Annotated in this window: 16 protein-coding genes; 6 read left to right on the top strand and 10 right to left on the bottom strand. The window is 50.1% G+C overall.

Annotated elements, in window-relative coordinates; all coding sequences use genetic code 11:
* Positions 1–92: 92 nt before the first annotated feature.
* From glmS to mutM, 9 genes are all read right to left on the bottom strand, one after another.
* The gene (glmS, locus tag GM556_RS03905) at positions 93–1,916 is read right to left on the bottom strand and encodes a glutamine--fructose-6-phosphate transaminase (isomerizing) (RefSeq protein WP_155579335.1); all 1,824 of its coding nucleotides are present in this window, start codon (positions 1,914–1,916) and stop codon (positions 93–95) included.
* A complete protein-coding gene (gene glmU, locus GM556_RS03900; protein WP_155579334.1) occupies positions 1,916–3,244 on the bottom strand; it encodes a bifunctional UDP-N-acetylglucosamine diphosphorylase/glucosamine-1-phosphate N-acetyltransferase GlmU in 1,329 nt (442 codons plus the stop codon). Before glmU ends, glmS begins: the two co-directional genes overlap by 1 nt.
* Positions 3,245–3,260: 16 nt before the next feature.
* Positions 3,261–4,058 (bottom strand): DUF3108 domain-containing protein, encoded by a 798-nt coding sequence (locus GM556_RS03895; RefSeq protein WP_196424768.1) that lies wholly within the window; start codon positions 4,056–4,058, stop codon positions 3,261–3,263.
* 85 nt (positions 4,059–4,143) lie between these two features.
* The gene (gyrB, locus tag GM556_RS03890) at positions 4,144–6,591 is read right to left on the bottom strand and encodes a DNA topoisomerase (ATP-hydrolyzing) subunit B (protein WP_155579332.1); all 2,448 of its coding nucleotides are present in this window, start codon (positions 6,589–6,591) and stop codon (positions 4,144–4,146) included.
* Between the two features lie 74 nt (positions 6,592–6,665).
* Positions 6,666–7,778: a DNA replication/repair protein RecF gene (gene recF / locus GM556_RS03885; RefSeq protein WP_155579331.1), complete on the bottom strand. Its 1,113-nt coding sequence runs from the start codon at positions 7,776–7,778 to the stop codon at positions 6,666–6,668.
* An 8-nt stretch (positions 7,779–7,786) separates the two neighbouring features.
* Positions 7,787–8,911: a DNA polymerase III subunit beta gene (gene dnaN / locus GM556_RS03880; protein ID WP_155579330.1), complete on the bottom strand. Its 1,125-nt coding sequence runs from the start codon at positions 8,909–8,911 to the stop codon at positions 7,787–7,789.
* A gap of 72 nt (positions 8,912–8,983) precedes the next feature.
* A complete protein-coding gene (gene dnaA, locus GM556_RS03875) occupies positions 8,984–10,426 on the bottom strand; it encodes a chromosomal replication initiator protein DnaA (protein WP_155579462.1) in 1,443 nt (480 codons plus the stop codon).
* A gap of 243 nt (positions 10,427–10,669) precedes the next feature.
* Entirely contained in the window at positions 10,670–10,939 is a 270-nt protein-coding gene (rpsT, locus tag GM556_RS03870) for a 30S ribosomal protein S20 (protein ID WP_155573191.1), read from the bottom strand.
* 70 nt (positions 10,940–11,009) lie between these two features.
* Positions 11,010–11,867 carry a bifunctional DNA-formamidopyrimidine glycosylase/DNA-(apurinic or apyrimidinic site) lyase gene (gene mutM / locus GM556_RS03865; RefSeq protein WP_155579329.1) on the bottom strand — a complete coding sequence of 286 codons (858 nt, stop codon included), beginning with the start codon at positions 11,865–11,867 and terminating at the stop codon, positions 11,010–11,012.
* 30 nt (positions 11,868–11,897) lie between these two features.
* Between mutM and GM556_RS03860 the strand changes: the two genes are divergently transcribed.
* From GM556_RS03860 to GM556_RS03840, 5 genes are read left to right on the top strand one after another with little or no spacing between them, the layout of a single operon-like run.
* Entirely contained in the window at positions 11,898–12,686 is a 789-nt protein-coding gene (locus tag GM556_RS03860) for a class I SAM-dependent methyltransferase (RefSeq protein WP_099027325.1), read from the top strand.
* A gap of 3 nt (positions 12,687–12,689) precedes the next feature.
* Positions 12,690–13,886 (top strand): bifunctional phosphopantothenoylcysteine decarboxylase/phosphopantothenate--cysteine ligase CoaBC, encoded by a 1,197-nt coding sequence (gene coaBC, locus GM556_RS03855; protein ID WP_155579328.1) that lies wholly within the window; start codon positions 12,690–12,692, stop codon positions 13,884–13,886.
* A 3-nt stretch (positions 13,887–13,889) separates the two neighbouring features.
* Entirely contained in the window at positions 13,890–14,342 is a 453-nt protein-coding gene (gene dut, locus GM556_RS03850; protein ID WP_155579327.1) for a dUTP diphosphatase, read from the top strand.
* Between the two features lie 17 nt (positions 14,343–14,359).
* Positions 14,360–15,880, top strand: coding sequence for an ABC transporter permease subunit (locus tag GM556_RS03845; protein ID WP_155579326.1), 1,521 nt, complete (start codon positions 14,360–14,362; stop codon positions 15,878–15,880).
* 3 nt (positions 15,881–15,883) lie between these two features.
* Complete coding sequence (locus tag GM556_RS03840; RefSeq protein ID WP_099027329.1) at positions 15,884–17,197, top strand: AAA-associated domain-containing protein; 1,314 nt, start codon at positions 15,884–15,886, stop codon at positions 17,195–17,197.
* 38 nt (positions 17,198–17,235) lie between these two features.
* On the opposite strand, the gene msrA is transcribed toward GM556_RS03840, so the two are convergent.
* Positions 17,236–17,778, bottom strand: a complete 543-nt coding sequence (gene msrA, locus GM556_RS03835; protein WP_155579325.1) for a peptide-methionine (S)-S-oxide reductase MsrA — start codon at positions 17,776–17,778, stop codon at positions 17,236–17,238.
* Between the two features lie 176 nt (positions 17,779–17,954).
* Between msrA and ilvD the strand changes: the two genes are divergently transcribed.
* Positions 17,955–19,814 (top strand): dihydroxy-acid dehydratase, encoded by a 1,860-nt coding sequence (ilvD, locus tag GM556_RS03830; protein WP_155579324.1) that lies wholly within the window; start codon positions 17,955–17,957, stop codon positions 19,812–19,814.
* Positions 19,815–19,865 lie beyond the last annotated feature (51 nt).

Genomic DNA, 19,865 nt, shown 5'->3' with positions numbered 1-19,865 from the left:
TACCCCGGCAAGGTTACGCAGAAAATCATCATTAAGCAACCCGCCTCCCCTTACCCACTTCTCTAATGAAAGAAGGTAGAAGGGAGTGTCTTTTATTCCACCGTCACAGATTTGGCTAGATTGCGCGGTTGGTCCACATCCGTCCCTTTCAACAAAGCAACCTCATATGCCAAAATCTGCACGGGGATTGTATAAAGGATGGGAGCTACAAAGGCATTAACATCCGGTAAGATAATAATATGCTCTGCAATATCCTTTAATTGCTCCGCTCCTTTGGCATCCGTAAAGACAAGGATGCGCCCCCCACGGGCACGGGCTTCTTGCAGGTTGGAGAGTGTCTTCTCAAACAATATTGTTGAGGGGGCAATCGCAACCACAGGGACGCTAGGGTCTATCAAGCTGATAGGCCCATGCTTTAACTCCCCTGCCGCATAGGCTTCCGCATGGATATAGCTGATTTCTTTAAGCTTTAACGCCCCTTCTTGCGCGATAGGCATACAAATACCGCGCCCCAAATATAAAATATCGCGCGCTTGTGCAATAACACGCGCCATACTACGGATTTGGTCAAAAAGCCCCAAAACCTCCATCGCATGGGAAGGAAGGTCTAAAAGACTATCGGTGAGTTCACGCTCTTTTGCCTCATCAATAAGGCCTCGTTGACGAGCAAAATCGATGGTTAAAGCAGCAAGAACGGAAAGTTGTGCTGTGAAGGCCTTTGTAGAGGCCACAGAAATCTCCGGCCCAGCGACCATGCCAAGAACCAAATCGCTCTCGCGTCCCATTGTAGAATGTTCTACATTTAAAACCGAGACAACATGCTGCCCCGCTGCTTTTAACTCCCGCAAGACCCCAAGCGTATCGGCCGTTTCGCCAGATTGCGAGATAAGCAATGCAAGACCATGATTAGGTTGTGGCGGATTGCGGTAGCGAAGCTCTGAGGCGACATCAATATCAATGGGAAGGCGTGCCAATTCCTCTAGCCAATAACGCCCTACCATACCGGCGTAAAAAGCAGACCCACACGCAGTAATAGTTACTCGTGGCAAAGTGGCAACATCAAAAGGCATAGGCGGCAGAGCAATGCGCCGCGTTACAGAATCCGTAATTCTCTGAAGGGTCTGGCCAATCGCTACTGGATGCTCATGCAGCTCCTTCTCCATAAAATGACGATAACCGTCTTTGCCAATCTGCCCTGTTGTAAGGGAGGTGGTTTGGATAGGGCGATGAGCTACATCGCCATGTGCATCAAAGATTTCAACATGATCACGCGTTAGGACGCACCAATCACCATCTTCAAGATAGCTGATTTGATTGGATAAAGGAGCTAAGGCCAGACTATCTGAGCCGAGGAACATCTCTCCTTCCCCATACCCAACGGCTAAAGGAGCACCATGCCGCGCACCGATGAGCAAATTATCATGCCCCTCAAAAATCATGGCAATAGCGTAAGCCCCCTGCAACTGCTTGATGGTCGCAAAGGCGGCATCTTTAGGGGATAATCCTTGTTGAATATAATCATCTAAGAGATGCGCTACAGCCTCTGAGTCCGTCTCTGTCTCAAAGCTCCGTCCCTTAGTTTCTAAGCGTTGTTTAAGGGCTGCAAAGTTCTCAATGATGCCATTATGGACAATAGTGACTTGTCCAGCATGATGAGGGTGAGCATTCTGTGTTGTAGGGGCACCATGCGTTGCCCAACGGGTATGGCCAATCCCTGTTGTGCCAGAGAGCGGTGTTTTCTCCAACGCATGCTTTAAATTATCTAGCTTCCCTGCTGCACGACACCGCGAGAGCTTCCCATGTTCCACCGTTGCGATACCAGCCGAATCATAACCACGATATTCCAGCCGGCGTAGCCCTTCAAAAACAATAGGGGTAGCGGGACGATGCCCAACAACACCACAGATACCACACATCAGCCCCGCTCCTTCTTTTTCCTCAACGCTGCCTGAAGGGCACGTCCTTGCTCCAGCTTATTTGCCTGACGTGCGCGCCCAAAGGCAAGAGCCCCCGCTGGGACATCATGAGTGATGATACTGCCTGCAGCTGTCATGGCCTCATCTTCTATCTTTACAGGAGCCACCATAACGCTGTTGGAGCCTATAAAACAATCATCACCAATCATCGTTTTATGTTTAAAGACGCCATCATAATTACAGCTAATGCTTCCGGCCCCGATATTGCTGTGCGTGCCGACCTCACTATCCCCCAAATAGCTGAGATGGTTAACCTTACTGCCTGCTCCAAGAGTCGTATTTTTAAGCTCTACAAAATTACCAACATGCGTTTCTTCATGGCAAAGCGTCCCCGGTCGTAGGCGGGCATAAGGCCCTATCACTGCATTTGCTTTAACGTGACAGCCCTCCAGATGTGAAAAAGCACGAATAAGACAGCCTTCCTCCAGCGTAACGCCGGGGCCGATGAAAACATGTGGCTCAATGATGACATCAGGGGCGAGCTTTGTATCTATACTGAGGAAAGTACTAGCAGGGTCAATCAGCGTAACCCCCTGCTCCATAGCGCGAAAACGCAATCTATCTTGGAGCCGTGCTTCAGCTTGCGCTAATTCCGCGCGGGAATTAATACCCGCAAGCTCCTCCTCCCCACCTTCAACGCATGTCACATGGCCTTCACGCGCAGCAAGGGCGACAATATCTGTTAGATAATATTCATTTTGCGCATTATTAGGGGTAATTTCCGCCAACCACCGCTTGAGGTCACTTACATCGGCACACATCATCCCAGCATTACAAAGGGTCGTCTGTTTTTCTGTCTCGGTGGCATCTTTATACTCAACAATACGTTCGACCATGCCCTTTTGGTCCACAATAATACGTCCATAATGCCCCGGATTGTGCGGACGCATACCTAAAAGGGATAATTTGTTATCGTGCGTATGAGCCTCTAACAGACGTTGCATTGTATCTTCTGTGAGAAGGGGATTATCTGCATAGAGGATAACAGCTTTCCCCTCTGTCAGCGAAGAGACGCCTATTTTCGCTGCATGTCCCGTCCCTAACCGCTCGGCTTGAATAACAGTTTGATGCGGCTGAACATAATGGGTAAGTTCCTCCATCCCCGGGCCGACCACAACGATAATTTGGTCAACACTATGTTGGGCCGTCTCTAGTAAATGGCCAATCATAGGGCGGTTTCCCAAGCGTTGCATTGCTTTAGGGTAGCGGGACTTCATACGCGTCCCCATCCCGGCGGCCAAAATAATGGCAGTGGTGATGGAACTCATAAATGACCTCGTAACATTATTTTGGAGCTGCTTGAGCAGGAACAGCCGATAAATAAGGGGGCGTTTGTAAGACGACCAAGAGCATCCCTATCTTAGGGTGCGAGAATTGCAATCGTACTGGGATTAGCCCCGCTTTTGGGTCCCGAACAAACCATACAGACCCGGGATGAGGTGTTGCTTTTGCATCCTTAAAGGGAGACCCAATGGAAAAACCGCCAATCTGCTTTCCCGTAAAGTCGCATCGCATCGCATCCCCGGTATAGAAAGGGTGATGGTCTTTAGGGAGTGTTGTTTTAAAGGGGCCGTGCATATCCATGTAAGAAAGACGAATCCCATCAAAAACGGATTGCCCCGTAGTACAGCTCTGATGGACATCCATGTGATGGACTAACCCGATGAGATAGCTGAGCATATCCACAGACTGCCGGAACTCTACTTCTGGCATAGCCTCTCGCCCTGTTTCCGGCGGTTGAAGCACCGTGACATGAGGGCCTGTATGGTCGAACTCAATGTGTGTATGCAGCTCTTCTCCGCGAGAGAAGCCGCGATTATCATAAGACAAGGGCCGTGTGCCCGCTTCATTAAAATGACCTTGCGCGGTGCTGAGTAAATTAACTGTAAAAAACCAACTCGCTAAGCCAACGCTATAAAGATGCGTCTGTATGCCATAACCCCAAGGGTGAAGCACATAATCAGCATCAACATTTACAAAATGATAGCCACGTACATATATATTATAATGGAGATGAATATTCTGCCCTATAGGTTTTTCTTTAGCCACCATTGCAGGAGGTAAAGGAGATGACTGAGCCATCCCAACCCCCGCTCCCCAAAAGCAGCTCCCCCCTATTAAAAGAGCGGAGAGCCATGCGATGCGATAAAGACGTTTTATAAGGCGATTATACATCAAGATTAGCGACCTTTAGAGCATTATCGACGATAAACTCACGCCGAGGCTCCACAACATCCCCCATTAATGTAGAAAATACTTGGTCAGCATCCTCACTATCACCAACCTGTACTTGCAGAAGGGTACGAGTAGCCGGGTCGAGCGTTGTGTGCCAAAGCTGCTCATCATTCATCTCACCAAGGCCTTTAAAGCGGTTGATAGCCAACCCGCGCCGCCCTTGTGTGAGGACTTGCTCCATCAACAGCCCCGGACCAGAGAAATGATGTTCTTTCTGGTCTAATTGCAATGTGACGGGCTGGGCAAAAATCTGCGCTAACCATTCTTGCTGCATACGGAGACGCCGTGCCTCACTAGAACGCAGAAGCGTAGGCTCGAACACATAACGCTCCCCCACACCACGCAAGAAGCGGCGACATATGATGGCATCGCCCTCACATTGAACCTGCCAGCCTCGTTCATTCTCAGGCGAGACTTCTTCAAGCCGTGTACGAAAGCGATCAAGGGCTTGTTCACGCGCTGAAGCCTCAGCATCAATAATGCCACTCACAGCAGCTTGGTCCATAATCCACAGCGGAATCCGAGCAGAAAGCGCGCGCAAATCTTGAGCAATATTACTCAACCGGTCAATAACGACACGCAACGCCTCTCCTGTTAAGGATTGACCATCATGCTGCGTAAGAGCAGCGTTATGGAGGGCTTTATCGAGCAGATAAGCATCAAGAGCCGGCTCATCTTTAAGATACCGCTCCTCTTGCCCGCGTTTAGCGCGGAAAAGCGGTGGTTGCGCGATATAAAGATGCCCATTCTCAATAAGTTGCGGCATTTGACGGAAAAAGAAGGTCAATAACAAAGTCCGAATATGGGAGCCATCCACATCCGCATCAGTCATAATGACTATCTTATGGTAGCGAAGCTTCTCAATATTAAAGCCTCCCTGCTCTACAGGGCCATGGCCAATCCCTGTTCCAAGGGCTGTAATAAGTGTACCAATCTCCGCAGAGCTTAACATGCGGTCAAAGCGGGCGCGCTCGATATTGAGGATTTTACCACGTAACGGCAAAATCGCTTGGAAACGTCTATCCCGCCCTTGCTTGGCCGTTCCCCCAGCGGAATCCCCCTCAACGATAAATAATTCTGCGCCCTCTGGGTTACGCTCCTGACAATCGGCCAGCTTCCCCGGTAGGGAGGACACATCCAAAATACCCTTACGGCGTGTCAACTCACGAGCACGGCGAGCGGCCTCACGGGCATTAGCAGCATCGGCAATTTTCGCAATAACGGTGCGGCCTTCCTTCGGGTGGGTCTCAAACCAATGGCTAATCATATCAGCAGCAATGGTATGGACAACGGGCTGAACCTCGGAGGAAACTAACTTATCTTTAGTTTGGGAGGAGAACTTTGGGTCCGGCACCTTAACGGAGAGAACAGCAGAGAGACCCTCCCGCATATCCTCACCTGTGAGGTTATTTGTCTCTTTTCGACTACTTAATTGAGTCGCATATTTTCCAACGGCGCGCGTCAAAGCTTGACGGAACCCCGCAAGATGCGTGCCCCCATCACGTTGAGGAATGTTGTTGGTAAAGCACAACATCGTCTCGTGGAAGCTATCATTCCAGCATAACGCAAACTCTACACGAATACCGGAGGCCTCATCTTGCAACTCTCCTGTGATGGGAGGATCAATTAAGGCTGTCTTGGAGCTATTGAGCCATTGAACAAAGGCTGTCAGCCCGCCCTCATAATGGAAGATAACTTCGCGTGGTTCGCTATGGCGTTCATCCCGCAAAATAATCCGCATACCGGAATTAAGGAACGCTAGCTCACGCACACGCCGCTCTAAGATACTAAAATCGAACTCCGTTTTGGAGAATGTCTCAGCACTTGGTTTGAACGTGACCTCTGTGCCACTTTCCTCAGAGGACTCCCCGACAACTTCGAGCGGTGCTACAGGCTCCCCGTGGCGGAAGCGGATAAGATGCTCTTTCCCTTGTCGCCAAATGCGTACATCCATCGTCTCTGAGAGAGCATTAACAACAGCAGCCCCCACCCCGTGCAACCCGCCAGAGACTTTATAGGAGTTTTGGTTAAACTTCCCTCCTGCATGCAGCTTAGTCAACACAACCTCGGCTGCACTGATTCCTTCTTCCTCATGCATATCTGTTGGGATGCCACGGCCATTATCACGCACCGTGACAGAGCCATCCCCATTTAGGGTTAATATGCAGTAGGACGCAAAGCCTGCTTGCACCTCATCCACGGCATTATCAATAATTTCAAACACCATATGATGCAGGCCAGAGCCATCATCCGTATCACCGATATACATGCCGGGACGTTTGCGGACAGCATCCAACCCACGCAAGACGGAGATAGACGATGCGTCATATTCCTCATGGTTGGAAGAGGGAGTCTCCGGTTGGTTTTGGGATTCTGACATGCCTACGCATTACTCCGGTTTGAAAGAGACGGATTTTCCATGAATATACTGCGAGAACCCGCTTATGACCAGAGCTATTCCCTCCCCCTTTCTGGCAGGAGTGTTCCGTTACGAATGGTTATAAAATCTGCATGACCTCGCAGGGGGGAAAATAATGCGGCTTCTGTACCGGTTAAGAGTATGGTTGTTTTTAAAGCACGCAAACTTTCCATCAAATTAATACGCCGCTTTTCATCAAGATGAACTAGTGGTTCATCAAGCAAAATGAGCGGAGCATATCCTAAAAGATGCGTTATAGCTTCTGCATGGGACAGAATAATGCTTAGTAGCATGATTTTTTTCTGCCCACTGCTAGATTGTATAGCGTCCCGCCCTGTTGCTTGGTCTTTTAAACTCATATCGGCCCGATGTGCACCGAGGGAGGTGCTTTTGCGGACTTGGTCTTGCTGGCGTGCTTGCTGGAGAGCCTGACGCAACCAGTCCTCAACCTCTATAGCTGGTTTTGTTCTAAGAGCCTCTGCAATGGGGCAATGCAGCTCTATCATCGTATGAGGAAAGGCCTTATTCCCAAAGGGAGTTGCCCCAAGAGTGTCTATCAGATTCATCCGGGCGACAGTTGCCGCTACAGCATGACGACTTATGGATGTTTCGAGCGAATCAAGCCAAGCGGTTTCTTGAGGATGTTCTTGTAAGACACGGTTACGGCTCGTCACGGAGCGTTCATGTGCGATAAGCTGCTGGGTATGGTCTGGGATAAGAGCTACAGTAAGGCGGTCTAAGAAACGCCTGCGCCCAGAGGCTCCGTCTAAAAACAAACGATCCATTTGCGGGGTAAGCCACACACAAGAATAAAGCTGAGCAATCTCTGCGTGGGTGCGTGGTTTTTCCCCATCTAGTAGAAAAACACGGCGACCCTTCCCCGCTGCAACCCCGGTAGCGAGCTGAAAATCATGCCCCCCCCTCTCCAAATGTGCAGCGACACCCCAATCTGTTGTCCCATGTCGTGGCAAAAGAGACGCTGGGGAGCTTAACAAGCCCTGCCCCGGGGCAAGGAGAGACAGGGCCTCTAAAAGATTAGTCTTCCCGCTGCCATTTTCTCCGGTGAGGACAGAGATACTGGCAGCGGGCTCCCAAACACGACGGCGATAATTACGGAAATCCGTTAAGGTAAGACGGTGTAACCGCAAGGCGGCACTTAAACCCGGATAGGCATAAGAACGTAAAGAACAGCAGGCTGCTCCGTATCGCGAATCAATGTCGGTGAGGAGCTATCCGCTAAAGCGAACTCCGCCTCCGCATCAATTTGGTCGGTAATATCCGTCAAATAGCGCGCTTGGAAGCCAATCTCCACGTCATCACTATCGTAACTAACGCTATTTTCATCCAACTCTTCTTGGGCAATCCCTTGGTCAGGGCTGATCGCTGAAAGCGTAAGATGATTCTTTGTTACCGTCAGCTTGATAGGGCGAGAACGCTCTTGGCTAATCGCTGCCACACGCCCAACGGCCGCGGCAAGATCCTGCTTGCTAACGCGCAAGATACGGCTGTTATCCTGCGGGATAACGCGTGAATATTCAGGAAAAGTCCCATCCACAAGTTTAGAGGTCAGCAAGATGGAGCCAATACGGAACTGGATGCGCGTTTCAGAAAGGGCCACCTCAACATCTGCGCCATCATTATCCAGTAGCTTTCGCACTTCTGTAACCGTTTTGCGCGGAACAATAATGCCGGGCATGGACTTAACACCGAGTGGGGCCTCTGTATCCACTTTGGCCAGACGATGCCCATCTGTCGCAACGGCACGAAGATAGTTCTTCTTACCCTCCAGCACGACATGGAGGTAAATCCCATTGAGGTAATAGCGTGTTTCCTCATTGGACATAGCAAAGCGCGTACGGTCAATGAGAGTACGCAACTCCCCTGCTTGGATGGTGAAATGATGAGGAAGGTCCCCTGCAACCATAGCAGGGAAATCATCCACCGGCAGGACATTCAAGCTCGTAGCATACCGCCCAGCCCGCAGGTGAAGTGGCTCTTCTGCGCTCTCCTGATTGAACTCAATCTCTGCACCATCGGGCAATTTACGGACAATCTCGAAAAGAACAGCAGCGGGAATGGTTACCGCACCTGCGCGTGTCGCTGTGGAAGGAATCTCCTCCACAACAGCAATTTCCATATCCGTAGCGGTTAAGCGGAGAGTCTCGCCATCATGTTCTAGCAAAACATTGGCAAGAATGGGGATGGTATTTCGCTTTTCGGCAACACCATTAACATGGGACAAAGCACGCAGAAGCGGCGCGCGATCAACCTTAAACTTCATGATAACCCCAAATCTTACCGAATGCGTGTAGTATGGCCTTCTAGCAAGGAAAAGAATATTTTGAAAGCGATTTTAGCTTTCTAGCATGTGCTTTAACAGCTCCACACTTTCTGCCAAACCGGGGTCTTGCTCCATAAGCTCTGCTACACGGTTGACGGCGTGCATAACGGTCGTGTGGTCCCGATTACCAAATTTACGGCCAATTTCTGGCAGGCTCCGGCTTGTGAGTTGCTTGGCAAGATACATAGCAATCTGTCGTGGCCGTGCAACAGCACGTGCCCTACGCGCGGAGGACATATCCGTTAGGCGGATATTAAAGTGCTCCACAACTTTCCGCTGAATCTCATCAATCGTAACGCGCCGTTCATGCGCCTTGAGCATATCTTTGAGAACATCCTGCGTTGATTCCAGCGTAACAGGACGGCCAACCAAATCTGCATGAGCGATGAGGCGATTTAACGCGCCTTCCAGCTCACGCACATTAGTGGTGATTTTATGCGCTAAATATTCCAAAACCTTTGGTGGAACAGGAGTGCCCGATGCCTTCGCTTTTGCCTCAAGGATGGAAATACGCAACTCAAAGGTTGTCGCATGAATATCCGCGACCATCCCGCAACCTAGGCGAGTTCGTAGTCGGTCTTCCAACCCTGATAAGTCTGAGGGGCTTTTATCTGCACTGACAATAATTTGTCGCCCTGCATCAACAAGCGCATTAAATGTATGGAAGAACTCTTCTTGTGTACTATTCTTACCGATGAGGAACTGGAGGTCATCAATCATCAAAACATCAACAGACCTTAATTGTTCCTTAAACTCCATTTGAGATTTAGACTGCATGGACGCAATAAAACGATACATGAACTTTTCGGCCGACATATAAGCGACCGAAATATTACCCCGGCTCATAAGCTTTAGGCCGATAGCATGCATGAGATGGGTTTTGCCAAGCCCAACGCCACCATAAAGGAAAAGAGGGTTAAAGCCGGGGCTTGCTGGCTGGTCTGCTACCCGCCCTGCACACGCATAAGCGAATTCATTCGGCTTACCGACAACAAAATTATCAAAGGTAAAACGGCGATCCAACGGCACAGCGAGGTCATTACGCACGTCCACGGAGGGACTAGCCGCAGTCGGGGAGGTCTCTTTTTCGGCATCCAAAGCCGCAGCATCTTCGCGAGCAAAAGCCGCTATGTCATGGGAGGACTTAGAAGACGGCGCATGGCTCCCATTCGACATAGGGGCGCGCTGTGCTTTTTTATCAATCTTTAACTCAACATGCTGCACATGCGGCGTTTCCTCCCGCCACAAAGTTTGCAGTCGCTGGCCATATTGCGTACGGACCCAATCCCTCAAAAAACGTTCTGGGAGATAGAGCGTAATCTCATCATCATCCAACGGCCCAAGCGTGATGCGCTGAATCCATGATTGGTACTCTACGTCTCCAACCTCGGCTTTTAAACGGTCACAAATGCGGAGCCATGCGGCGTGGAGAGAAGCGGCATCAGCAGAGGCCATAGCAGCATCCTGAGCTTTTTCCACTTCTATTCTCCATTATAATTTATAAGTCACCAGCCAGAGTAATGCCCGCTGGAAGGCGCAATCAAGCTTTTTTGCCTATGCAAACAGGATATAGGCCATTTTCCCATAAAGAGGAACGGACAGCATATCACTGTTGACAGGAAAAAAGAACGCGCCCATAGGCGCGCCCCAAAATGCTCCGCCATAATATTAGCGGAGCAGTAGGTTACAAACCTAACCTCAGGCCGCAGACAGAGCCTTAATGCGAGCAGAAAGGCGGGAAAGCTTACGGCTAACCGTATTGCGTGCAATCACACCCTTACCAGCAGCGCGTTGCATCTCAGGCTGAGCAGCACGGAGAGCCTCGGCCGCTGCTGCCTTGTCGCCAGAAAGAATCGCTTTTTCGACAGACTTAATGAAAGTCCGCATACGAGACAGGCGAGACGCATTGCGCAGACGACGGCGTTCATTCTGACGGATGCGTTTACGGGCGGATGCGTTATTTGCCATGAGCTTCAAGTTTCCTGCGGATAGTTCGCTAAAAATGATGCTTGCCATCTACCCTTCTGTTTAAGTCTCGTCAAGCATTCTCTTTATTTTTCTGACAATGAGGGCAAAAGAAGGTTGAACGCCCATTTTGGGTTATACGTTCAATAAGCCTCTGCCGAGCAGCCTGCGTGCAGGATGGGCAAGGCTCTCCTTCCCTCCCATAAACAAGGTGAAGATTTTGAAATGCCCCCGGTGTACCGTCTGTATGCACATAATCCCGTAAGGTTGACCCTCCCGCTTTGATAGCAGCATCTAAAATCTCAATAATAGCGTGATGCAGCCTAACAGCATCTTGCTGGGTTAAGCTTTTTGCCTCCCTTTGGGGATGCAACCCCGCACGGAACAGGGCCTCACAGACATAGATATTGCCAAGCCCTACGATTTTCCTTTGGTCTAGCAAGGCCGTCTTTAACGGCATCCGTATTGTACGGCACAGCCCGTAAAGGTAATCTGCTGTAAAATGTGGCGATAGGGGTTCTATCCCAAGATGAGCAAGCTGAGGCTGCTGACTCTCCTCATCTGTGCGGAATAGAGCCACCATACCGAAACGGCGCGCATCAACAAAAGCAATACGCTGGTCATCATTCGTCCAAAATACGAGATGCTCATGTTTGCGCGAAGCGGGCGCGAAGATAGTCGGGTCGATAAAAAGACGGCCAGACATACCGAGATGAATCAGTAGGCTCCACCCATGTTGAAAATCGATCAAGATGTATTTAGCCCGCCGCCGCAACGCTATAATGGGGTAATGAAGTGGAATCGTTGCCAGCCCAGCGGGAAAAGGGGTGCGTAAATTAGGGCGATTTACGTCAATCTTCCCAAAACTCCGCCCCATAAGGCAAGGCTTCATATTTTGAAGGATAGTTTCTACTTCTGGGAGTTCTGGCATAAATCCTCATAATGAGATAACGATGGTTTTATGACTGAGACCCATTCTTCCCATATTCCCTCCTCGCCGTCAGCCGATTTTGATAATGAGCGCGCTGATTTCGGCTATCGTGATGTTCCTCGCCACGAGAAGAAACCCCTTGTCAGGCAGGTTTTTGAAAGTGTTGCAGGAAAATATGACGTGATGAATGATGCGATGTCCCTAGGGATTCATCGCGTTTGGAAGCGCATTTTCGTCACTATGCTCTCGCCTCAACCCAACCATCACCTGTTGGATTTAGCCGGTGGGACGGGGGACATTACCTTTGGTTGGCTACGCCGTGGTGGAGGGCGCGCTGTCCTCTCAGATATTAACGAGGCCATGTTAGAGGTAGGACGGCAACGCGCTATCAATGCCGGTTTGATCGGGAAGATGGATGTGTGCGTCATTGATGCCGAATCACTCCCCTTCCCTGATGCCTCAATGGATAGGGTCTCCATGGCATTTGGATTGCGGAATTGTACGGATAAAGAGGCTGTATTGCGCGAAGTACGCCGCGTCCTAAAGCCCGGTGGTCGTTTTTTATGCCTTGAGTTCTCTAAAGTAGATATTGCAGCCCTCTCCGCGCTTTATGACCTCTGGTCCTTCCAGGTGCTCCCACGCATGGGCCAGATGATTGCTGGGGATGCGGAAAGCTACCAGTATCTCGCCGAGAGTATTCGTATGTTCCCAGACCAAGAGACATTAGCGGGAATGATGCGCCAAGCGGGGATGGAGCGTGTCTCTTACCAAAATCTCTCAGGTGGGATTGTCGCTATTCATTCTGGTTGGCGGCTTTGAGAGATGGCCCGTATTCTACTCATCATAAGCGGTGGTATTGCCGCTTATAGAGCGTTGGATGTTGCACGGCAGCTCAAGCGTGATGGGGTGGAGGTTGTCCCCGTCATGACGCATGCCGCTCATCATTTCATTACCCCTTTATCGGTAGAAGTGCTGTGCAGTCAGGCTGTTCATACAGAGCTTTTTCAACCGGGAGGTGAGAGTGATATCGGGCATATTTCTTTAGCGCGCTCGGCTGATGCTATTGTAGTATGCCCTGCAACAGCAAATCTCATGGCACGCATGGCGCATGGTATGGCTGATGACCTCGCAACAACTCTTTTACTCGCCACGGATGCCCCCATCTTACTCGCCCCTGCGATGAATCCGCATATGTGGGAGAATCCTGCCACACAAGCCAATGTAGCTCTATTGCAACAACGAGGCGTAAAGATAATCGGCCCTGCGCATGGTGATGTTGCCTGTGGGGAAACGGGACGTGGTCGTCTAGCCGAGCCTAAGGTCATTCTTACTGCCATCCGAGACATTATCTCTCATAAGCAGGCTGATTTAAAAGGGCGGCGTATTTTGGTCACAGCCGGCCCTACAGTTGAACCGATTGACCCGGTGCGGTTTATATCAAACCGCTCATCAGGTTTGCAGGGCTATGCCATTGCAGAGGCCCTCGCTGCCCGTGGGGCGGAAGTGCATCTTATAAGTGGTCCTGTATCCTTACCAACACCCCCTCATGTTACGCGGATTAATGTCCAAACAGCACAAGAGATGTATGAAGCTTGTTTGGCTCACTTACCCGTTGATGCTGCCATTTGCGTAGCCGCTGTAAGTGATTGGCGCGCTGATACGATACAAGCCCATAAAATCAAGAAAAAGGGGGATGAAGCCGCCCCTACCCTCTCCTTAGTGGAAAACCCCGATATTCTCGCTACCCTCTCACATGCAGAGCAACGGCCTGCTTTGGTCGTGGGGTTCGCTGCTGAGACGACTCACCTACAAGACTATGCGCAGCAAAAGCGGCAAAAGAAGGGATGTGATTGGCTGTTAGCGAATGATGTCAGCAAGCATCAATTTGGCGGGGCAGAGAATCAGGTTCTATTCCTGACAGGCTCTGGGGTGGAACCATGGCCTGAAATGTCCAAGCAGGACCTTGCCCAGCACCTAGCGGATAAAATTGCTTCATTTTTTCATCAAGAGGCTCCTTAAATTATGTCAGCGTCTGTAACGGTTCGTATTGTACGGCTGCCTCATGGCCACGATTTAGACCTCCCCGCTTATGGGACAGCCGGGGCAGCGGGGGTGGATATGCAAGCCGCTGTGGAGGCCCCCCTCACCATCAAAGCTGGGGAACGTGCTTTAATTCCCACCGGCTTGTCTATCGCCTTACCAGCAGGGTACGAATTACAAATCCGCCCACGCTCTGGCCTTGCGCTAAAATACGGGATTATGGTTCCCAATAGTCCCGGCACGATTGATGAAGATTATCGCGGGGAGATACGCATTATTCTCATTAATGCTGGGGCTGAGGATTTTGTGATACATCGTGGGATGAGGATTGCGCAGGCTGTCCTTGCGCCTGTTGTTAAAATAGCGTGGCAGGAATGTGAAAGCCTTGATACAACAGAGCGTGGCCATAACGGCTTTGGCAGTACGGGCCATTAACGGGAGTTTTTCTGCCCATGAGGAAGCATCTCCTCTCCTTTGCTCTTATCTCGCGCATTGAGGGCAGCTGTCTGCGTTGGTTGGTCGCACATGGCGGCAGTGGCTTATCCTGTTGTGCGTTAATGCTTGGGGCCTTATATGGGCTTTCCCTCGGCTTTGGCCTGAAGGCATTTGCCTTTCTTCCCCCATTATGGAACGCTGCCTTTTGGACGCTAGGCGAAGTCGCCGCTGCTTTGTTAGGCGCAGCTATCGGCCAGTTCGCCCTATTATCCCTTGCAGCTTATTCAGCTTTTATCAGGCGGGGCCTCTCTGCAGTAACAGTAATTTTGGCAGGGATTCCCTCCCTTTGTTTGCTTGGCTTATTCTCTGCCGTGCTTCCCTCCTTTTGGAGCATCGCATGTATGGCGGCTTTTAGCCTCATTGCACGCAGCTTATATGCAACTTTAAAGACAGGGCACGACATCCCAACAGAGTTTTTAAAGACAGCACGCGCATTACGGCTGGGTTATGGGCAGATGTTCTGGCGATTACATGTACCTTTTGCCTTCCCGGAGCTTGTGCAGTCTGTCTTGTTAAATCTCCCAGATTTCTGGCTTTGCCTCTTTGGGGGGGAATATCTGCTCGCCTTCTGCCATCCAGAATGGCATCCGGGTTTAGGAGGTTATGCCTATACGGCTTTAGTGCAACATCATATAGCGGCAATATGGCTTGTAATTATTATGAGCCTTGGTTTGATGGCCCTTGTTCAGCATGGCTTAATAGCCCCCTTGCTCGGGCATGGTAAACGCTATGCTGTGTGCAGCCTAGACAACTTCAAAAAAGTACCCCCTGAATCACGCTTGATGATGAAATGGCGTGATTATAGCGTTGTCTCACAAATGGTTATCCTCATTCTATCCGCTGGTTTTTTAACCTATCTGATGTGGCCATGGCCGGTTGATAGTCTCCGTTTTTTAGGGCCTCTGAGTTACGTTTTAGCGGCTGTCTGCATTATTGGGCTTTTCTGGGGCTATATAGGAGGCCTAATTTTAGGCTTACCTAAACCCTTCCAAAAGCTAATAAGTTATGTTGGCTTTGTTGTGAGCCTCTTTCCTATATATGTGATGTTCCCTTATTTAGAGAACATCATTCCTGCTATATCTTTACCAGCACTAGCATCATTAGGTATTGTAGGATGGAATATCGCCTATAAATCGAAGAGGGAGGATATAAAACGACTATTCCTTATGGGCGAGCAATTACATTTACCCAGTTTTCCTCTATGGCAGAAGGTTAGATTGCCCTTACTATATCCCATCCTTTTTGAGTCCATTGCACTCGCCCTCCCTTTTTTTTGGGATAATGTGTATCTAGTGAGCTTTCTGGGCCATGATGGAGCACTATCGTCTCCAACATCTACACTTTATGCGATGGTGCATGGTCAATCTTATGGTCAAGAGATGCTCTTCCTCGCCTTAATGACCGCACTTGCCCTATCTGTACGCTGGGGAGTGTGTATGCCATTACAAGAGCGCGTAACGCGCCGTTATGGGATTTAACTCATGAATACACTTCTACGCCTGGTTGATTGCACACAAGTTGCTCAAAAGGCCCGTAACCAAGACCTTCCTATTGTTGAGCAGATTAATATGGAGGTGCAAGAGGGTGAGATTCTAGGCCTTGTGGGGCGTTCTGGCTCTGGTAAATCAAGCTTATTAAAAATCATGGCCGGGCTTGAGCAGCCTAAAACGGGCACTGTTTTTTGGAAGGATGATAAAGCCACTCCCCTAGCTTTGGAGGGGGTATCCATCATTTTGCAAGATGATGTTCTTTTCCCGTGGTTGACCGTACGGGAGAATATTCTCCTTGCCCTAGAAGCTAAACGCCAACCCAAGGCAGAGCGGGAAAAAATAGCCAGTGCGATTATCGAGGTGTTGGATATGGATGGCTATGAGGGGGCTTATCCGAGAGAATTATCCGATGCGTTAGCAGAGCGTACCTCTCTGACACGTGCCCTAGCTCGCCAACCTGAGATTTTGTTACTAGATGAGCCTTTTTTAAATATTGACCATCTGAGTGCCGAAAATCTACGAACCGATTTGATTGAATTATGGCAGGAACATCGCCTAGGCCCGCTTAAAGCTATGGTTCTCGCAACCCATGCGATTGAAGAAGCCGTTTTAATGTGTGACCGGATATTGCTCTTTTCATCGGGGCCGGGGCGCATCACGCATGAAATCCGTGTCCCCTTCCCGCACCCACGTAACCGGCATGATGAGCAGTTCCGTCATTTTGTGGACCAGATTTATACATTGATGACCTTGCGCGCCCCTAGTGTCTCGGAGGCGGAAGCCATGCCATCGGCAGAGATACAGGATGAAAGCGAGCTGTTCCTTGTCTTGCCTGATTTATCTATCGAGATGTTGGTCGGACTTATGGAAGCGTTGGAACATGCGCCTCATTCTGGCCGTGCTGACCTCCCAGAATTAGCCCAACATCTCCAAATGACCTTGGATGACCTTTTCCCATTAGGAGAAACATTGCAATTATTGGACTTCGCTGACCTTGAGGATGGCGATATTATCTTAACCCAAACCGGACGTACCTTTGTGGAGGCCGATGCTGATGCACGGCGCGATATTATGCGTGCCGCTCTGCTCCATGCTGTTCCACTGTTAAAATTGATTCGCGGCACATTGGATGAACGCAACAGCCACGCTATTGATGCAGACGTCTTTCGGCGGCGATTGGAAGAGTCTATGTCGATAAGCTTTGCTCGGCAGACATTGAACACGGCCATCTCATGGGCACGTTATGCCAATCTGTTCGATTATGATGAGGAGACGGACCGCATCTTACTAGAAAGTGAAGAATAACAGCCCGCCACCTTTTTAGGGGTTGGGGAAAGACTATCCTAGTCTGCTGGCTTTAGACGATCGCGATAAAGCTTGCGTGCCTTAGCAACCTTAGGGGCCACTACGGCGGCGCAATAAGCGGTTTCGGGGTTGCGCGCAAAGTAATCATGGTGGTCTGCTTCGGCCTCCCAAAAATGAGCCGGACCTTCAATCGCTGTTACGATGGGGTCACTCCAAATCCCTTGCGCAGCAATTTCATCACGAATTGTCCGCGCTATGGCTTGCTGGGCCTCATCTCCAAAAATAACGGACCGATATTGCGTCCCCACATCATCGCCTTGTCGATTAAGCTGTGTTGGGTCATGCGTGGTGAAGAAAACACGTAGAATATCTTCAAGGCTAATCTCGCGCGGATCAAAACGAAGCTCTACAACTTCCGTATGGCCTGTATGGCCTGTGCATACCTCTTTGTACTGTGGATGCTCCGTATGCCCGCCTGCATAACCGGGTTTAGCGGTTATAACACCACGCAATCCCTTAAAAATCGCCTCAACACACCAGAAGCAACCGCCTCCGAGGATAATTGATGATGCCTCTGCCATAACGCCTCTTTGTCTCATAAATCAGTCCCCTATCATATGGGGAGCTAAATGCATTTAGCTAGGGGAGCAAAGGGAAATGAGAGAGATGCTTTTCACATCTTTCATTTTTCTTATTTTATGTTACCTATTCTTACCACAACATGCCTTTGAGCGTTTCTTTTTAAACGAGGTTCTTCATGCCCGCCTATCGTTCTCATACTAGTACTCACGGCCGCAATATGGCGGGGGCTCGCGCTCTATGGCGTGCAACCGGCATGAAGGATGATGATTTTAATAAACCCATTATCGCCATCGCTAATTCCTTTACCCAATTTGTTCCCGGTCATGTTCACCTCAAAAATATGGGGGCATTAGTCGCATCCGCGGTGGAAGAAGCCGGCGGTGTTGCTAAAGAGTTTAATACAATCGCCGTGGATGATGGCATCGCGATGGGTCATGGCGGGATGCTCTATTCCCTCCCCTCGCGGGAATTGATTGCTGATTCTGTGGAATATATGGTCAATGCCCATTGTGCCGATGCATTAGTCTGCATCAGTAATTGTGATAAGATTACGCCGGGCATGTTAATGGCCTCGCTTCGGCTGAATATCCCGACCGTTTTTGTCTCTGGTGGCCCTATGGAGGCTGGCAAAGCGGATATGAACGGCATTGAGCGCGCAGTGGACCTTGTAACCTCCATGGTAGCCGCAGCAGATGAGCGCGTGAGTGATGATGTTTCCGCCCAAGTAGAGCGGTCAGCCTGCCCAACATGTGGGTCTTGCTCTGGGATGTTCACCGCTAATTCTATGAACTGCTTGACAGAGGCTTTAGGGCTGTCTCTGCCGGGCAATGGGTCCCTTCTGGCAACGCATAGTGAGCGGAAAAACCTCTTTCTTGAGGCTGGCCGTTTGAGCGTTGAGCTTGCCCGCCGTTGGTATGAGCAAGAAGATGAGCGCGCGCTCCCCCGTGGGATTGCGACAAAAGCAGCCTTTACCAATGCTATGACGTTAGATATCGCCATGGGAGGCTCCACCAACACCGTGCTGCATCTCCTCGCCGCCGCACACGAGGCAGGCGTTGATTTTAAGATGAGCGATATTGATGCTCTTTCCCGCAAAGTGCCGCATCTCTGCAAAGTTTCGCCTTCTGTACCGAATGTTCATATGGAAGATGTCCACCGCGCTGGGGGGATTCCAGCCATTCTTGGGGAGTTAGACCGTGCTGGTTTGATTGATACGAGTGCAGCTACTGTTCATACGCCCAGCTTAAAAGAAGCCCTTGCAGAATGGGATATTGCCCATGGTAAGGAGAAAGCAACAGCCTTCTTTAAAGCCGCACCGGGTGGTGTGAGAACTGTTGAGGCCTTTTCCCAAAAAAGCCAATATAAAACATTGGATACAGACCGTCAGGCTGGTGTATTGCGGGATAAGGATCATGCTTTCTCCCAAGATGGTGGGTTAGCTGTCCTTTATGGTAATTTAGCAACGGATGGAGCCATCGTAAAAACAGCGGGCGTTGCTGAGAATATCCTGACATTCAAAGGGCGCGCTCGAGTGTTTGATAGCCAAGATGCCGCCGTCACAGCCATTTTGGGTAAGCAGATTATCCCCGGCGATGTTGTTGTCATCCGTTATGAAGGCCCCAAAGGTGGACCGGGCATGCAGGAAATGCTTTATCCAACCAGCTATTTGAAATCTATGGGGTTGGGAGAAGCCTGTGCCCTCATTACTGATGGCCGCTTCTCTGGGGGGAGTTCTGGCCTCTCTGTTGGGCATATGTCACCAGAAGCCGCAGAGGGTGGCTTAATCGGCCTTGTTGAGGAAGGCGATGCCATCATCATTGATATTCCCAAACGCGTCTTACATTTGGACGTTGCCGCAACGGAGATTGAAGCGCGGCGTGCAGCTATGGACGCCAAAGGGGCCGCAGGCTGGCAACCACAGCGTGAGCGTGTTGTGTCCACTGCTCTAAAAGCTTATGCCGCCATGACGACCAGCGCAGCACATGGGGCTGTGCGTGACCTATCTCAGATTATTATCAAAAAACGCTCCGTCTAAGCGTTAAGATTCCCCATAAAAAAGCCTGCCTCCAAAAGGGCAGGCTTTTTA

The organism is Bombella sp. ESL0378, from assembly GCF_009725845.1.
Taxonomy (GTDB): domain Bacteria; phylum Pseudomonadota; class Alphaproteobacteria; order Acetobacterales; family Acetobacteraceae; genus Bombella; species Bombella pollinis.
Note: the sequence above shows the minus strand (reverse complement) of the source record. Positions and strands in the feature narration are given on the sequence as shown.

What these genes read in the sequence shown, in the direction of transcription:
- glmS (WP_155579335.1), bottom strand. Translation starts at nt 1,916, where the DNA reads ATGTGTGGTATCTGTGGTGTTGTTGGGCATCGTCCCGCTACCCCTATT.
- glmU (WP_155579334.1), bottom strand. Translation starts at nt 3,244, where the DNA reads ATGAGTTCCATCACCACTGCCATTATTTTGGCCGCCGGGATGGGGACG.
- GM556_RS03895 (WP_196424768.1), bottom strand. Translation starts at nt 4,058, where the DNA reads ATGGCTCAGTCATCTCCTTTACCTCCTGCAATGGTGGCTAAAGAAAAA.
- gyrB (WP_155579332.1), bottom strand. Translation starts at nt 6,591, where the DNA reads ATGTCAGAATCCCAAAACCAACCGGAGACTCCCTCTTCCAACCATGAG.
- dnaN (WP_155579330.1), bottom strand. Translation starts at nt 8,911, where the DNA reads ATGAAGTTTAAGGTTGATCGCGCGCCGCTTCTGCGTGCTTTGTCCCAT.
- dnaA (WP_155579462.1), bottom strand. Translation starts at nt 10,426, where the DNA reads ATGGCCTCTGCTGATGCCGCTTCTCTCCACGCCGCATGGCTCCGCATT.
- rpsT (WP_155573191.1), bottom strand. Translation starts at nt 10,939, where the DNA reads ATGGCAAATAACGCATCCGCCCGTAAACGCATCCGTCAGAATGAACGC.
- mutM (WP_155579329.1), bottom strand. Translation starts at nt 11,867, where the DNA reads ATGCCAGAACTCCCAGAAGTAGAAACTATCCTTCAAAATATGAAGCCT.
- GM556_RS03860 (WP_099027325.1), top strand. Translation starts at nt 11,898, where the DNA reads ATGACTGAGACCCATTCTTCCCATATTCCCTCCTCGCCGTCAGCCGAT.
- coaBC (WP_155579328.1), top strand. Translation starts at nt 12,690, where the DNA reads ATGGCCCGTATTCTACTCATCATAAGCGGTGGTATTGCCGCTTATAGA.
- dut (WP_155579327.1), top strand. Translation starts at nt 13,890, where the DNA reads ATGTCAGCGTCTGTAACGGTTCGTATTGTACGGCTGCCTCATGGCCAC.
- GM556_RS03845 (WP_155579326.1), top strand. Translation starts at nt 14,360, where the DNA reads ATGAGGAAGCATCTCCTCTCCTTTGCTCTTATCTCGCGCATTGAGGGC.
- GM556_RS03840 (WP_099027329.1), top strand. Translation starts at nt 15,884, where the DNA reads ATGAATACACTTCTACGCCTGGTTGATTGCACACAAGTTGCTCAAAAG.
- msrA (WP_155579325.1), bottom strand. Translation starts at nt 17,778, where the DNA reads ATGGCAGAGGCATCATCAATTATCCTCGGAGGCGGTTGCTTCTGGTGT.
- ilvD (WP_155579324.1), top strand. Translation starts at nt 17,955, where the DNA reads ATGCCCGCCTATCGTTCTCATACTAGTACTCACGGCCGCAATATGGCG.